The sequence below is a fragment of the Actinoallomurus sp. NPDC052308 genome (genome assembly GCF_040679195.1).
GTDB classification, from domain to species: Bacteria; Actinomycetota; Actinomycetes; order Streptosporangiales; family Streptosporangiaceae; genus Actinoallomurus; species Actinoallomurus liliacearum.
Map to the genome: position 1 here is coordinate 243551 of NZ_JBFAUM010000002.1, position 13130 is coordinate 256680.

Annotated in this window: 14 protein-coding genes and 1 pseudogene; 5 read left to right on the forward strand and 10 right to left on the reverse strand. The window is 71.3% G+C overall.

Annotation, left to right across the window (positions count from 1 at the left end; genetic code table 11):
• Positions 1-29: 29 nt before the first annotated feature.
• Positions 30-302: pseudogene (locus AB0L00_RS07180) on the forward strand (SDR family NAD(P)-dependent oxidoreductase); the annotation flags it as partial.
• 117 nt (positions 303-419) lie between these two features.
• Here AB0L00_RS07180 and AB0L00_RS07185 read toward each other — a convergent pair.
• Together AB0L00_RS07185 and AB0L00_RS07190 are read right to left on the reverse strand one after the other, a co-directional pair.
• Entirely contained in the window at positions 420-1562 is a 1143-nt protein-coding gene (locus tag AB0L00_RS07185; protein WP_364429599.1) for an acyl-CoA dehydrogenase family protein, read from the reverse strand.
• A gap of 87 nt (positions 1563-1649) precedes the next feature.
• Positions 1650-2393, reverse strand: coding sequence for a TetR/AcrR family transcriptional regulator C-terminal domain-containing protein (locus AB0L00_RS07190; RefSeq protein WP_364429602.1), 744 nt, complete (start codon positions 2391-2393; stop codon positions 1650-1652).
• A gap of 134 nt (positions 2394-2527) precedes the next feature.
• On the opposite strand from AB0L00_RS07190, the gene AB0L00_RS07195 reads away from it, so the two are divergent.
• From AB0L00_RS07195 to AB0L00_RS07205, 3 genes are all read left to right on the forward strand, one after another.
• Positions 2528-4033: an MFS transporter gene (locus AB0L00_RS07195; RefSeq protein WP_364429605.1), complete on the forward strand. Its 1506-nt coding sequence runs from the start codon at positions 2528-2530 to the stop codon at positions 4031-4033.
• A 97-nt stretch (positions 4034-4130) separates the two neighbouring features.
• Positions 4131-5105 carry a helix-turn-helix domain-containing protein gene (locus AB0L00_RS07200; RefSeq protein ID WP_364429608.1) on the forward strand — a complete coding sequence of 325 codons (975 nt, stop codon included), beginning with the start codon at positions 4131-4133 and terminating at the stop codon, positions 5103-5105.
• Between the two features lie 73 nt (positions 5106-5178).
• Complete coding sequence (locus tag AB0L00_RS07205) at positions 5179-5781, forward strand: isochorismatase family protein (protein ID WP_364429611.1); 603 nt, start codon at positions 5179-5181, stop codon at positions 5779-5781.
• Between the two features lie 135 nt (positions 5782-5916).
• Here AB0L00_RS07205 and AB0L00_RS07210 read toward each other — a convergent pair whose 3' ends face one another.
• The 5 genes from AB0L00_RS07210 to fdxA form a co-directional block, all read right to left on the reverse strand.
• Positions 5917-7197: a CU044_5270 family protein gene (locus AB0L00_RS07210; protein ID WP_364429613.1), complete on the reverse strand. Its 1281-nt coding sequence runs from the start codon at positions 7195-7197 to the stop codon at positions 5917-5919.
• Entirely contained in the window at positions 7194-7742 is a 549-nt protein-coding gene (locus AB0L00_RS07215) for a sigma-70 family RNA polymerase sigma factor (protein WP_364429616.1), read from the reverse strand. Before AB0L00_RS07215 ends, AB0L00_RS07210 begins: the two co-directional genes overlap by 4 nt.
• Positions 7743-7840: 98 nt before the next feature.
• Positions 7841-8011 (reverse strand): hypothetical protein, encoded by a 171-nt coding sequence (locus tag AB0L00_RS07220; protein ID WP_364429619.1) that lies wholly within the window; start codon positions 8009-8011, stop codon positions 7841-7843.
• Positions 8012-8312: 301 nt separating this feature from the next.
• Positions 8313-9395 carry a succinyldiaminopimelate transaminase gene (dapC, locus tag AB0L00_RS07225; RefSeq protein WP_364431573.1) on the reverse strand — a complete coding sequence of 361 codons (1083 nt, stop codon included), beginning with the start codon at positions 9393-9395 and terminating at the stop codon, positions 8313-8315.
• A 107-nt stretch (positions 9396-9502) separates the two neighbouring features.
• Positions 9503-9829, reverse strand: a complete 327-nt coding sequence (gene fdxA / locus AB0L00_RS07230) for a ferredoxin (RefSeq protein WP_345354238.1) — start codon at positions 9827-9829, stop codon at positions 9503-9505.
• Between the two features lie 163 nt (positions 9830-9992).
• Here fdxA and AB0L00_RS07235 point away from each other — a divergent pair, with 163 nt between their 5' ends.
• Complete coding sequence (locus AB0L00_RS07235; RefSeq protein WP_345354240.1) at positions 9993-10178, forward strand: hypothetical protein; 186 nt, start codon at positions 9993-9995, stop codon at positions 10176-10178.
• A gap of 135 nt (positions 10179-10313) precedes the next feature.
• Here AB0L00_RS07235 and AB0L00_RS07240 read toward each other — a convergent pair whose 3' ends face one another.
• The 3 genes from AB0L00_RS07240 to AB0L00_RS07250 all read right to left on the reverse strand — a co-directional run bounded on the left by AB0L00_RS07240 (position 10314) and on the right by AB0L00_RS07250 (position 13123).
• Positions 10314-11183 (reverse strand): enoyl-CoA hydratase-related protein, encoded by an 870-nt coding sequence (locus AB0L00_RS07240; protein ID WP_364429621.1) that lies wholly within the window; start codon positions 11181-11183, stop codon positions 10314-10316.
• A 61-nt stretch (positions 11184-11244) separates the two neighbouring features.
• Complete coding sequence (locus AB0L00_RS07245) at positions 11245-12189, reverse strand: hypothetical protein (protein ID WP_364429624.1); 945 nt, start codon at positions 12187-12189, stop codon at positions 11245-11247.
• A 40-nt stretch (positions 12190-12229) separates the two neighbouring features.
• Positions 12230-13123, reverse strand: a complete 894-nt coding sequence (locus AB0L00_RS07250; protein WP_364429627.1) for a hypothetical protein — start codon at positions 13121-13123, stop codon at positions 12230-12232.
• Between the last annotated feature and the right edge of the window lie 7 nt (positions 13124-13130).

Here is a 13130-nt window from a genome sequence, read left to right on the forward strand (position 1 = left end):
GGCCGGCTGGACGGACTGGTCCAGACGGACTGGTCAACAACGCCGCGGCGCTCACCTCTCGCACCGGTTTCCTCGATGTCGGTGATGCCGACTGGCACGACACGTTCGAGCTGAACCTGCACGCCGCCGTCCGTATGACGCGCGCCGCGTTGCCCGCCCTGCTCGCCCAGGGGGACGGCAGCATCGTGCACATCTCCAGCGAGGCGGGCCGTTTCCCGGACGCGCCTCTGGTCGACTACGCGGCGGCCAAGACCGCCTTGTTGTCGGTGTCCAAAACGCTCGCCGGGGAGTTCGGCCCGCGCGGCATCCGGTCGAACGTGGTTCTTTCTCCGAGCCCGGCGGCTTCATCCCTGTCGGAGGACGTGGCGAGTGGCTGCGCCGAGCCCACCGGAAGGATCGAATCGGCTTCTGGGACGGCCTCAGACGCCCAGGCCGCGGCCGATGATCTCCTTCATGATCTCGGTCGTGCCGCCGAAGATCGTCTGGATGCGCGCGTCGAGGTACGCCTTGGCGATCGGGTACTCGCTCATGTACCCGTAGCCGCCGTGCAACTGCAGGCAGCGGTCGATGACCCGGTTGCACAGCTCGGTGTTCCACCACTTGAGCATCGAGGCCTCCTCCGCGCCCAGGCGGTCGGCGGCGTGCTCGACGATGCACCGGTCGGTGAAGGCACGGGCCACCGTCAGCTCGGTCTTCATCTCGGCCAGGGTGAAGCGGTTGTGCTGGAACCGCCCGATCGGCCGGCCGAACGCCTCCCGGGTCTTGCAGTACTCCAGGGTCTGCTCGAAGGCCCGCTCCGCGCCCGCCAGCGCGCCGACGCCGATCGACACGCGCTCCCTCGAGAGGTTCTGCATGAGGTAGATGAAGCCCTGGCCCTCCTCGCCGAGGAGGTTCGCCCGGGGCACCCGGACGTCCTCGAAGTACAGCTCGGCGGTGTCCTGGGCGTGCATGCCGATCTTGTCGAGGTTGCGGCCGCGCTCGAAGCCCTTCATGCCGCGCTCGACCACGATGAGGCTGATGCCCTGGTGCCCGGCGTCCGGATCGGTACGCGCGACGACGATGACCAGGTCGGACAGGACGCCGTTGGAGATGAAGGTCTTCTGCCCGTTCAGGACGTAGTCGTCGCCGTCCCGTACGGCGGTGGTGCGGATGCCCTGCAGGTCGGAACCGGCGGCCGGCTCGGTCATGGCGATCGCGGTGATGATCTCGCCGGAGCAGTAGCCGGGGAGCCACCGCTGTTTCTGCTCGTCGGTGGCCAGACGGCTGAGGTACGCGCCGTTGATGTCGTTGTGCACCGAGAAGCCGGGGCCGTGGATCCCGGCGCGGGCCAGCTCCTCGTTGAGGACGACGTAGTAGCGGTAGTCCGGATCGCCTCCGCCGCCGTACCGCTCGTCCATGTCGATGCCGAGCAGCCCCTGCCGCCCGGCGGCCAGCCACACGTCGCGGGAGACGACGCCGTCCTTCTCCCACTGCTCGTGGAACGGCTCGATCTCCTTGGCGATGAACGACCGCACCATCTCGCGGAAGGCCTCGTGCTCGTCGGTGAAGATCTCGCGCCGCACTTTCGGCCTCCTCGGCTCGAACCAATCGACGTCAGTAATTTATCACTTACGTCCGAGCCGACAGAATGTGATTCGGTCCACTGCCGCTCAGGACTGTCCGGCCTCGCCGCCCCGGTCGAGCCAGCTCTGGAGGCCGTCGAGGAGCCGCTCGACGGCGAAGGCGAAACCCTCGTCCTGCAGGCGGTCGGCGTCCAGATCCTGGTTCTCCCGCCACCAGCCGCCGTAGTCCGGGTAGCGGGAGGCGACGTCGTCGATGTACGGCCGCATGTCCTCGACCGCCTCGTTCGCGGTCTTACCCGGAGCGAGCGACCTCCGCCACGCCGCCTCCATCGTGGCGGAGCCGATGACGTGGGACATCAGCAGTGAACTGGCGTAGGCGACCGACATGCCCGAGAAGCCCGCGGCGATCAGCACTCCGACCATGCGATCGCTCATGCGCATCGCGTTGGGCCCCATGGCGGGGCGGACGCCGAACAGGCCGGCGACCCAGGGGTGCCGGAGGATCATCCCGCGCAGCCCGTGCGCCAGGGCGGCGGCCGCGGTCCGCCAGTCCGCGGCCCCGACCTCGGGGACCTCGATCTCCCCCATGACCTCATCGAGGACCAGTTCGAGCAACTCGTCCTTGGTCGCGACGTACCAGTAGGCCGAGGTCGCCCCGGCGGCCAGCCGACTGCCGAGACGGCGCATGCTGAGGCCGTCGAGGCCCTTCTCGTCGAGCAGTTCGATGGCCGTACGCACGATCTGCTCGCGGCTCAACGTCGGCTGCGCACCGCGCGAGCGCGGCGGCCGCGTCCAGACGGAGTTCGCCAGGGGGTCAGCGTTCGACGACATTCGTGGTCCTTCAACAGGGTCACTTGCAGCACCAGCCTATCGGCGCTCGCACAGTGTTCGAGTTTACTAGTACGCCGTTCGAGAGCAGTGGTACGGTGTGCGAGAAAAATCGAACACCGTACGAACGGACGCCCATGTCGACCTCTCATCCGCGCCGCTGGTGGATCCTCGGCGTGCTGTGCCTGAGCCTGCTGGTGCTGGTCATCGACAACTCGGTGCTCAATGTCGCCATCCCGTCGCTCATCCGCGACCTGCACGCGAGCAACTCCGACATCCAGTGGATCCTCGACGCCTACATCCTGGTCTTCGCCGGGCTGCTGCTGACCGCCGGCAGCCTGTCCGACCGCCACGGCCGGCGCCGCGGGCTGATCATCGGGCTGGTCCTGTTCGGCGGTGCTTCGCTGGCCGCGTCGTTCGCCAACAGCCCCGGCCAGTTGATCGCGACCCGCGCGGCGATGGGCGTGGGCGGCGCGTTCCTGATGCCCGGCACCCTGTCCATCCTGACGACGGTCTTCGACGACGCGGAGCGCAAGAAGGCCATCGCCATCTGGAGCTCGGTCCTCATGCTCGGCGCGGTGGGCGGCCCCACCTTCGGGGGCCTGCTGCTGCAGCACTTCTGGTGGGGCTCGGTGTTCCTGCTCAACGTGCCGATCGCCGTGCTCGGCATCGTGGCGGCGCTGCTCATCATCCCCGAGTCGCGTGGACCGGCCGGCCGCCCGGACCTGGTCGGCGCGATCCTGTCGATGGCCGGGGTGACCGCCCTGGTCTGGGGCGTGATCTTCTCCGCCAAGGACGGCTGGTCCACACCGCAGACGCTGGGCGGATTCGGCGTGGCCGCGGTGGCGCTCACCGCCTTCGGCGTGTGGGAGCGGCGGTGCGCGGAGCCGATGCTGCCGATGGCCCTGTTCCGCGACCGCAACTTCAGCGGCGCCAGCCTGTCGATCGTCCTGCTGTCCTTCTCCGCGGGCGGCTGCCTGCTGGCGCTCACCCAGTACCTGCAGTTCGTCCTGGGCTATGGACCGATGAAGGCCGGTCTCGCGCTCATCCCCCTCGTCGTCGCCGCGATGGCCTTCAACGGCGTCGGCGTCGTCGTGGACAAGCGGTTCGGCGCCCGTGTCGCGCTCGCCGCCGGGCTCGTCCTGGTCGCCGGGGGCTTCGCGGCGCTCGCCACGATCGCCTCCGGCGACGGCTACCTGAAACTGGCCGTCGCCCTGGTGATCCTGGGCGCGGGCAGCGGAACGGCCGGACCCGCCGCGTACGGGACGCTGCTGGCCGCCTTGCCGCCCGAGCGCGCCGGTGTCGGCTCCGCCGTCAACGACACCGTCCAGCAGGTCGGCCAGGCGCTCAGCATCGCCGTCCTGGGCAGTGTGCTCACGGCCGCCTACACGGCCGCGATGCCGGACGGCGCCGGGCCCGCGCGGCACTCGATCGGCGAGGCGCTGGCCATCGCGACCGCCCACGGCGACACCACGCTCGCCCGTACCGCCAAGGACGCCTTCACCCACGCCATGCAGACGACCTCGATCGTCGGCGTGGTCGGCGGCATCGCCGCCGCGATCCTGGCCTTCTCGGTGCTCCGCCCGAAGGCCCGCCCCGCACCGGAACCGGCCCCGGAACCCGTCACCGAGGCCGGCCACTGACCGCACCGTCGCAGCCGGATGGCCGGATGGCCGGATGGCCGGATGTGACAGAACCGCGTCCTGGCGGACGCGGCGGTGAGCCGATGACAATGGGCGCATGCCCGTTCCGCACCGTGTCGTCATCGCCGTCTTCCCCGATGTCGATCTCCTCGATGTCACCGGACCCTCGGAGGTGTTCGCGGTCGCGAATCGGGAGATGTCCGGCCGGACGCCCTACCGGGTGCTGCTGGCCGGACCGGACGGCGGCCAGGTGCGTACCAGTGCCGGTGTCCGGCTCGCCACCGACCTGACCTTCGACCAGGTCCGCGACCGCGTGGACACCCTCGTGATACCCGGCGCGGTGGACCGCGACGGCCTGCCGGTGATCGATCCGGACCTGGTCGGCTGGATCGCCGACACCGCCCGGCACGCCCGCCGGGTCGCCTCGGTGTGCGTCGGCGCGCACCTGCTGGCCGCCGCGGGGCTGCTGGCGGGCCGGACCGCGACCACCCACTGGGCGACCGCCGAGCGGCTGGCCGCCGACCACCCCGACGTCACGGTGGACCCCGACCCGATCTACGTCCGGTCGGGGAACGTGTGGACGGGCGCGGGCATCAGCGCGTGCATGGATCTCACGCTCGCCCTGGTCGCCGAGGACCACGGCGAACGGCTCGCCCTGGCGGTCGCCCGGCAGTTGGTGATGTACCTCAAGCGACAGGGCGGGCAGAGCCAGTTCAGCGTCCCGCTCTGGCAGGCCCCGGCCGAACGCCGCGACATCGACGAGCTGCGGGCGTGGATCACCGCGAACCTGGCCGCCGACCTGTCGGCGGCGGCGCTCGCCGAGCGCCTGTGCCTGAGCGAACGGCACTTCACCCGGGTCTTCCGCAAGGAGACCGGCGCCACGCCGGCGGCCTACGTCGAGGTGGCGCGGGTGGAGGCGGCGCGGCGGTTGCTGGAGGGCACCGACGAGCCGCTGAAGCGGGTCGCCGACCTGTGCGGCCTGGGATCGGTGGAGACCTTGCACCGGGTGTTCCGGCGGCGGCTCGGTACCACCCCGGCGGCCTACCGGCGCCGGTTCCGCACCGCCGCCTGACTCTCTTTCTCTTCCCCGGCCTGGACCGGCCGGTGGTTCGCCCTGCCCGATTTCCGAGCTCAAGGAGGACAAGATGACCGTTTCGACCACGCTGCGCGAGGTGATCGGCCTGGACGGCGCGCTGCCGGCGCTGTCGGCCGGCACCCTGATCATGATCGACTTCCAGAACACCTACCGCACCGGCGTCATGGCGCTGCCCGGCGCCGACCGCGCCCTGGACGCCGCCGCCCGCCTACTGGACCGCGCCCGTGCCGCCGGGACCCCGGTCGTGCACGTCATCAACGACGGCGGCGAAGGCAGCCCGTACGACATTCGCGCCGAGATCGGGCGGATCGACACCCGTGTCGCACCCCAGGACGGCGAGCCGGTCGTGGTGAAGGGCTTCCCGAACTCCTTCCACGAGACCGACCTCCTGGAGGTGCTGCGTCGGCTGGGCGCCGGACCGGACCTGGTGCTGGCGGGTTTCATGACTCATATGTGCGTCCAGTTCACCGCGCAGGGCGCGTTCAACCTGGGCTACCGGCCCACCGTCGTGGCCGAGGCCTGCGCGACCCGGCCGCTGGCAGGCCCGGACGGCGCCCCGATCGCGGCGGACGCCCTGCACGCCGCCGCCCTGACCACGATCGGCGACCTGTTCGGCCCGGTCGCCGCCCGTGTGGCCGACCTGCCCGACTGACGGGCCCTGCCGGACCCGTACATGCTGTTGTCCCCGGTCTCTACGGACCAAGCGGATCAGGTTCGGCACCGGCGGCCCGGACAGCCAGGGGCCGCCGTGCCCGGCGAGGTGGGCACGGCGGCTCGTGGAGTGGGGTTACCTCGGTGGGGTTTTGTTGGTCCACTCCGTCACGGCGAACACCTGGTACTCGGCCACCTCGCCCTTCTTCAGGAAGCGTTCCGGCATGTCCGCAACCGTCAGGCGGCGGGGCTTGCCGTCGTCTCCCGGCGGTAGTGTCCGGCTGCCGTGCGGCGGCGTGGCCACCAGGTCGCGGATCGCCAGAAGGCGCCCACCGGCCGGATCGATGATCCACTGACGCTCGTAGGTGCCCAGTTGCTTGGGCGCGGTGTACAGGCCGAGCGGCAGGGTCGTCGCCAGCGGCATGGAGACCACGCCTCCGGTGCGGCCCATCGGGTCGGTCGCCGTGCCCCCGACCTTGACACCGGGCAGGGTGGCAAGCATCCGGAACGCCGCCGCCCGCACCCGCGGCGGGGCCGGCGCCTTCGACAACAGAGTTGAGGCCACCTCGCTCAGCGCCCGCGTGCGTTCCGCACCCCGCAGGTTCCGCATGGGTTGGTTCGTGGGCGCGGAGGGAGGGGTAATGGCACGCCAGTTGCCCTTGAGGTTCAACACAGCGTTCTTGAGCGCCTCGGCGTCGGTGGGCAGCTTGGCGATCTGCCCAGCCGTCAGGCCGAAGTAATCGTCCTCAGTCGGCTTCGCGGGGCCCGTGCGCGGGGAGACGGACGCTTGCGCGCTCATCTCCACCTCCGTCACCACCCCGGTGCCATCCTGATTGGGTACCTGCACCATTTCGGGGGATCCCGCCTGCCGCCACTTGGCCATGTCCTTGGCCGCCACCGGGTGGGCAAGCTCATCCGCGTTCCAGACGGTCCCCTTGCCGTCCTGGCCGATCCAGGTGATGCTGCGCTGCCTCGCATCGACCTCGTAGCTGTTCGCCGCGCTCTTGCCGACCCCGTAGGTCTTCCCAAAGACGGTCTCGGTGTGCCAGTACCGGCCAGCCGGCGCTTTCTCCGCGCTTGAGGCGGCCGCCAGCAGCACGTTGCCGACGGCAATGGTCCTGCCGCTCTGACCGGGTACGACGCGGTCGCCCGAACCACCGGGCACGAGTACGGCGATTGCGGTCACGGCAGCGGCGGCCGTCGCCGCGACACCCACCAGCGGGATCGTGATACCGCGACGACGGCGAGGCGGTGTCAAGTCAGCGCGCGACGATCGGTGGTCGCTGCTGGGTGGGCCTGCTTGAGCGGCCAGTGCTGCGGTGATGAACCGGGATCGCCGTTGCGGGTCCGTCCTGGGGGTGAGTCCCGTGGGCTTGGCGGCGGCGAGCCGGGTGATGATGTCGTTTTTCTTCCTCATGACGTGCTCTCCTCACTCGCATCGAGGATGCCGATCGTGTCCTGTTCGGCTTTGGCGACGGCCTGTTCGAGGTGTTTGCGGGCCCGATGCAGCCGCATGTAGAAGGTCGCTTTCGTACAGCCCAGGACGCTGGCGGCTTCTCCTGCCGGCAATCCCTGCCAGGCGGTAAGGGCCAGAACCTCCCGGTCGGTTTCGTTCAAGGAGGCGAGCCCTCGCAAGAGCACGTCGCGGTCGGCGACGGCGTCGCCGACGTCTTCGCAGATCAGCTCGGATCGGGTGGTCCAGCTCCGCAGCTCGGCGGCCAGGGATTCATGCCGGGCCTGCGCACGGAACTGGTTACGCGCGACGTTGCGCGCCACCCCGAGCAGCCACGGCAGTGCGTCCTCGGGCACCGCCTCACGACGCCGCCACGCCACGTTGAAGGTCTCACTCGCCACTTCCTCGGCCAGACCACCGCCGACCCGGGTGACCGCGTAGGCGTAGACGCGCTCGAAATACGCCTCGAACAACTCGGTGAACCAGACGAGCGCATCTGGGTCTTCCACGACGTGCCGCTCCTTGGGCCGGGACCTGAGGGCAGCGGGCGGCCTTCGGCCGCTCTTCATTGCTGTCACACTGGGAAATGTCGCGAACCGACGCAGTCTCACCTCCAAAGCGCGACCGCGATGAGGAATCCGCACGGGCTCCCCGCGTACCGGGCCACCAGCAACTCGTAATCGCCATGGAACGCCGACACCCCCTCGATGTCGGCGAACTGGGCGGCGAATCCGCCCGCCTTCTCGACCATGGCGACCGCACGCGCCGCCTCCCTCATCCGGTGCCGGCCCGGCCGCCGCCTGGCGTTCGGGGTCCAGGTGTTCCAGCACGGTGCGGTGGGTGCCGATCAGCGCCAGCAGGTGATCATCGGTGTCCGTGCGCTCCCGCGCCCACACCGCCCCATCCGCCGACGGCGAGTAGAAAACATGCAGCTCCCGAGCCATCATCAGCTTCGGGAACTGCGCATACGCCGTCCGCTCAACCGAGGCCATCCCAGCCCACCGCCCCGTGCAGCAGCACCTCTGGGCACGTCAGGACAACACCGTGGCGGGACTTCGCGATGGGCCCTCGGGCGCGGATCAGGCGGTGAGGCGGGCGACGGCGGCGTCGACGCGCTCGTCGGTGGCGGTGAGGGCGACACGCACGTGCCGCGCCCCCGCCGTGCCGTAGAAGTCCCCGGGCGCGACCAGGATGCCCAGCTCCGCCAGTGCCTTCACGGTGTCCCAGCAGGACTCGTCACGGGTCGCCCAGAGGTAGAGCCCGGCCTCGGAGTGGTCGATGCGGAAGCCGTGCGTCTCCAGGGCCGTGCGGAGGACGGCGCGCCTGCGGGCGTACCGCGCGCGCTGCTCCCCGACGTGCGCGTCGTCGCGGTAGGCGGCCGTCATGGCGGCCTGGACCGGCGCGGGAACGATCATGCCGGCGTGCTTGCGCACCTCGAGGAGCGCGGTGATCAGGACCGGGTCCCCGGTGATGAAGCCGGCGCGGTATCCGGCGAGGTTGGAGCGCTTGGACAGCGAGTGCAGCGCGATCAGGCCGCGGTGGTCTCCGCCGCAGACGTCCGGGCGCAGCACCGAGACCGGCTCGGCCTCCCAGCCGAGCTCGATGTAGCACTCGTCGCTGATGACGACGGCGCCGCGTTCCCGCGCCCACGTGACGACCTTGCGCAGATGCTCGGCGGGCAGCACTTTGCCGGTGGGGTTCGACGGCGAGTTGATCCAAACGATCTTCGGAATCTCCGGCCCGAGGGAGAACAGCCCGTCGACCGCCCGCGGCTTCGCGCCGGCGAGCCGCGCGCCGACGTCGTAGGTCGGGTACGCCAGCTCGGGGAAGACCACGGTGTCGCCCGGTCCGGCGCCCAGCAGCGTGGGCAGCCAGGCGACGGCCTCCTTGGTGCCGATCACGGGCAGGACGGCGGCCGGATCGGCCTCGACGCCGAGCTTGCGGGTCAGCCAGCCCGCCACGGCGTCGCGCAGTTCGGGGGTGCCGTACGTGGCGGGGTAACCGGGCGCGTCGGCGGCGTCCATCAGCGCCTGCCGGACGATCCGCGGCGTCGGGTCGACCGGCGTGCCGACCGACAGGTCGACGATGCCGTCGACGTGTTGCCGCGCCTGCTCCTTGTAGGGAACGAGCAGGTCCCAGGGAAAGTCGGGCAGCGTCCTGATCAAAGTGTGTCCCCCCAACGTCCGCGCGCCGTCTGCCGCTCACCGGCAGACGGCGCGCCTCGGCCTGTGCTGAGCTCTCGCGTCCGGAAGCACCGGGCGGCGTGGGCTCAGGCCTCCTCGCCCTGCGGCGGCAGCGCCGCCACGATCGGGTGATCCTTCTCGATCTTGCCGACCTTGGAGGCACCTCCCGGCGAGCCCAGATCGTCGAAGAATTCCACGTTCGCCTTGTAGAAGTCCTTCCACTGATCCGGCGTGTCGTCTTCATAGAAGATCGCCTCAACCGGGCACACCGGCTCGCAGGCGCCGCAGTCGACGCACTCGTCCGGGTGGATGTAGAGCATGCGCTTGCCCTCGTAGATGCAGTCGACGGGGCACTCCTCGATGCATGCCTTGTCGAGCACGTCCACGCAGGGCTGCGCGATGACGTAGGTCACGTGCTACTCCTCAACGTCTGTGGCCATCGCCACGCTCGCAGCGGTGTCATTGCCTAGTATTGCCGCTGTCAGCCAACGCTTTCACCATGGGGGGCGTCACATCGGCCCGCGTTTCTCCGCCCGGTATGTCGTTTCGATAACTCCGTCCGATATCGGACGCCGCGTGTCTCTACGACGCCGTGTTCCCAGCGGAGCGTACAGCGACGTCGTCGGCGAGCTGCAGGGGTGGGCCGACGGCCGGCTGACCGTGCGCCGCCGCGACGGCTCCGTCGTCGAGGTGGCCGAGGCCGACCTGGTGGCGGGCAAGACCGTCCCCCCGCCGCCGCCACGCCGAGCACCCCGCTCGTAGCGTCCGGCACCACATCCCCGGCCCAGCCGGGAAGGGCGCGGGCCCAGGCCCCGGCCGCCGGAGGCAATGAGCCGTGCCGGCGAACCGGCCCCGGCGCGGGTCATCTGGTGGAGCCCGCCGTCGGCCGGGACGCGGTCAGGGCGACGGCCAGTCGGGGACCTCCGTGGGCAGATCCCGGCTGACCTTCATGGGGAACTCGGCCGGGCGCTTCTCCAGGAACGACGTCACGCCCTCGGCCGCATCCGGGGCGGAGCCCAGCGCGTACATCAGGCGGGAGTCGGCCCGGTGCGCGTCCCACGGCGAGGACGCGCCCAGCCCCGACCACATGAGCCGCCGCACGGCCGCGACGGCCACCGCGGACGTGTTCGCCGCGATCTCCCCGGCCAGCGCGTACGCCGCGTCGAGGAGCTCGTCCGCGGGGTGGACGTAGGACACCAGGCGTCCGCGCAGCGCCTCCTCGGCGTCGAAGACCCGGCCCGTGGCGGCCCACTCCATGGCCTGGGCGATGCCGACGATGCGCGGCAGGAACCAGCTCGACGCGGCCTCCGTGACGATGCCGCGCCGGGCGAAGACGAAGCCGAACCGTGCGCCCTCCGCCGCGAGTCTGATGTCCATCGGAAGGGTCATCGTGACGCCCACGCCGACCGCCGGGCCGTTGATCGCTCCGATCACCGGCTTGAGCGAGCGGGCGATGCGGAGCGCGACGGTGCCCCCGCCGTCGCGCGGCGCGCCGTCCTCGAAGGTGTCCTCGCCGCCGAACATGTCCCTCGCGGCCTCGTAGTCGAACGTCGAGCCGCCGCGCTCCAGGTCGGCCCCGGCGCAGAAGGCCCGGCCCCGGCCGGTGACGACGACCACCCGGACGTCGTCGTCCGCGTCCGCGCGGTCGAAGGCGTCGATCAGCTCGCCGCGCATCACGAGCGTGAAGGCGTTGAGCCGCTCGGGGCGATCCAGCGTGATGGTCGCGATCCCGTCGGCGACGGTGTAGTCGATCTCGGTGTACGTCACTGCTGCTCCTCGCGCCCGCGGACGGATACAGACGAATACAGAATCGGATTCTAGAGGCGGGTCACGCTCCGCCCCCGGCGGACCGCGCGTGCGCTGTGTCCTCGTCGGCGGGGCAGCCGACGAGCGGCGGCAGGGCCGGGGCCAGCACCTCGCGGCTCCAGTCGGCCACCGTGCCCGCGTAGTCGTCGGGCGGTGCCACCTCCAGGGTCCCGCCCGAGGTCGCCGTCAGCCGGGTGACCACCGGAGCGCCGTCCAGGAAGGGAGTGGCGCCCCAGAAGGCCCAGAAGTCGTCGGGCTCGATCCGCGGATGGTCGTCGAGCCTGCGCGTCGGCCGCGCCGGATGCTCCCGGCACCACCGCCACTGGTCGGTGAGCAGCCGGGACGCGACCGCGCGCAGGAGGTTGAGGGCGGGCAGGTCCTGGGTGCAGGCGACCTCGTCGATCACGAGGTCCGGCAGACCGAACCGGCGCAGCCCGAGCAGCGTGATGCGCAGGCACGAACACCCGGCCGCGCCGCCCGGGCCGGGGCGGCGCGCCGCCTCGTCCGCCTCATAGCGGGTGCCGAACCACTGGTCGCCCATCCGGAACCAGCCGCGCTCGGCGCGCGCCAGGCCGTCGCGTAGAAGGACCTGCCGGGCCTGCGGGTCGATGAGGACGCCGTTCGTCGCGTCGGCGAGGGCCCGGGCCACGGCGCGCGCGACCTGCTCGCGGTGCGGCTGCTCGACGGTCAGCGCATGGTGCACGAGCAGGATCTGGTGGGAGGACTCGCGGATGCGCCGCCGGTCCTCGTCGGAGGCCAGGACGTCGTCGAGGCGCCAGGTCGCCTCGCCTGCGTCGATCGTGAAGATGCCCAGCCGCGGGGTCTTGAGCGCCTCGATGGCCGATTTCCGGAACGGCTCGGGCACGCGCCACGGGACGACCGCGTAGGGGTCGACCGGCGGCTCGCTGGTCGCGATCACATAGTGCGAGGTGACGACCTCGGGTACGGACAGCAGGAAGGGGGACATGACCGCCTCTCTGACGTTCGGGACGGATGGGGGCGCCGGCTCAGGCGGCCGTGCGGCGTGGCGCCTCGGGGACGTAGGGCATGGCCAGATCGACGACGTCGTTCCACCACAGGGCGGCGGGGGCGTCGAAGTCGGCGGGCGGCCCGGCGACGAGGTAGGGCAGGGCGTCGGCCCCCTCGGGCGGGGCGGGACTCAGGCGGACGCTCACGGGCGCACTCGCCGCGCCGGTCGGCGCGGCCGCCCAGTAGCGCCAGACGTCGGTGCCGGACACCGTCCTCTCGGCCGGGACGCGGCGGAGCCGGGCGCCGGGGTTGCAGGTCAGCCATGCCCAGTGCTCGTCGAGGAGGCCGACGGCCAGGGAGCGCAGCAGCGTGACCGCCGCGAACAGGTTGCCGCCCGGAACCGCGACGGCCTCCAGCTCGGGGAACCCGAAACGGTGCAGCCCGCACGTCACCAGGTGCAGCTCGCCGCCCTCCCCACCGGTGACGAACGTCGCGAGCCAGTCGTCGGCCAGGCAGAACTCCGGGTGCTCGGGGCCGAACCGGAAGGCGTGCGGCAGCACCTGGTGCGACCACGCGTCGTACACGACCCCGTCACAGGCCTCGGCGACGACCCGGGCGATCTCGCGGGCCGCCTGGGCGTGCTCGGGCTGGGAGACGGGCGGAGCCTGCCCGGTGATCACGATGTGGTGCCGCGCCTTGTCGAGCAGGTGCGCCTCGTCCGGCCGTGCCCACGCGGCGGAGCCGATGAGGTCGGCGTATCCGGACTCGGCCGCGGGCCGGCCGCGGAGCCGGAGGAGCGGCGAGCCGAGCAGCTCGGCCGCTAACGGCAGGCGCACCCGGCCGCGCGCCACCGCGGCCGGATCGTCGAGGGCATGCGCGGTGGCCACCACGAAGGGGGCGGCGACGGACGCGGGAACGGTCAGGTCGATCATGGAGCTG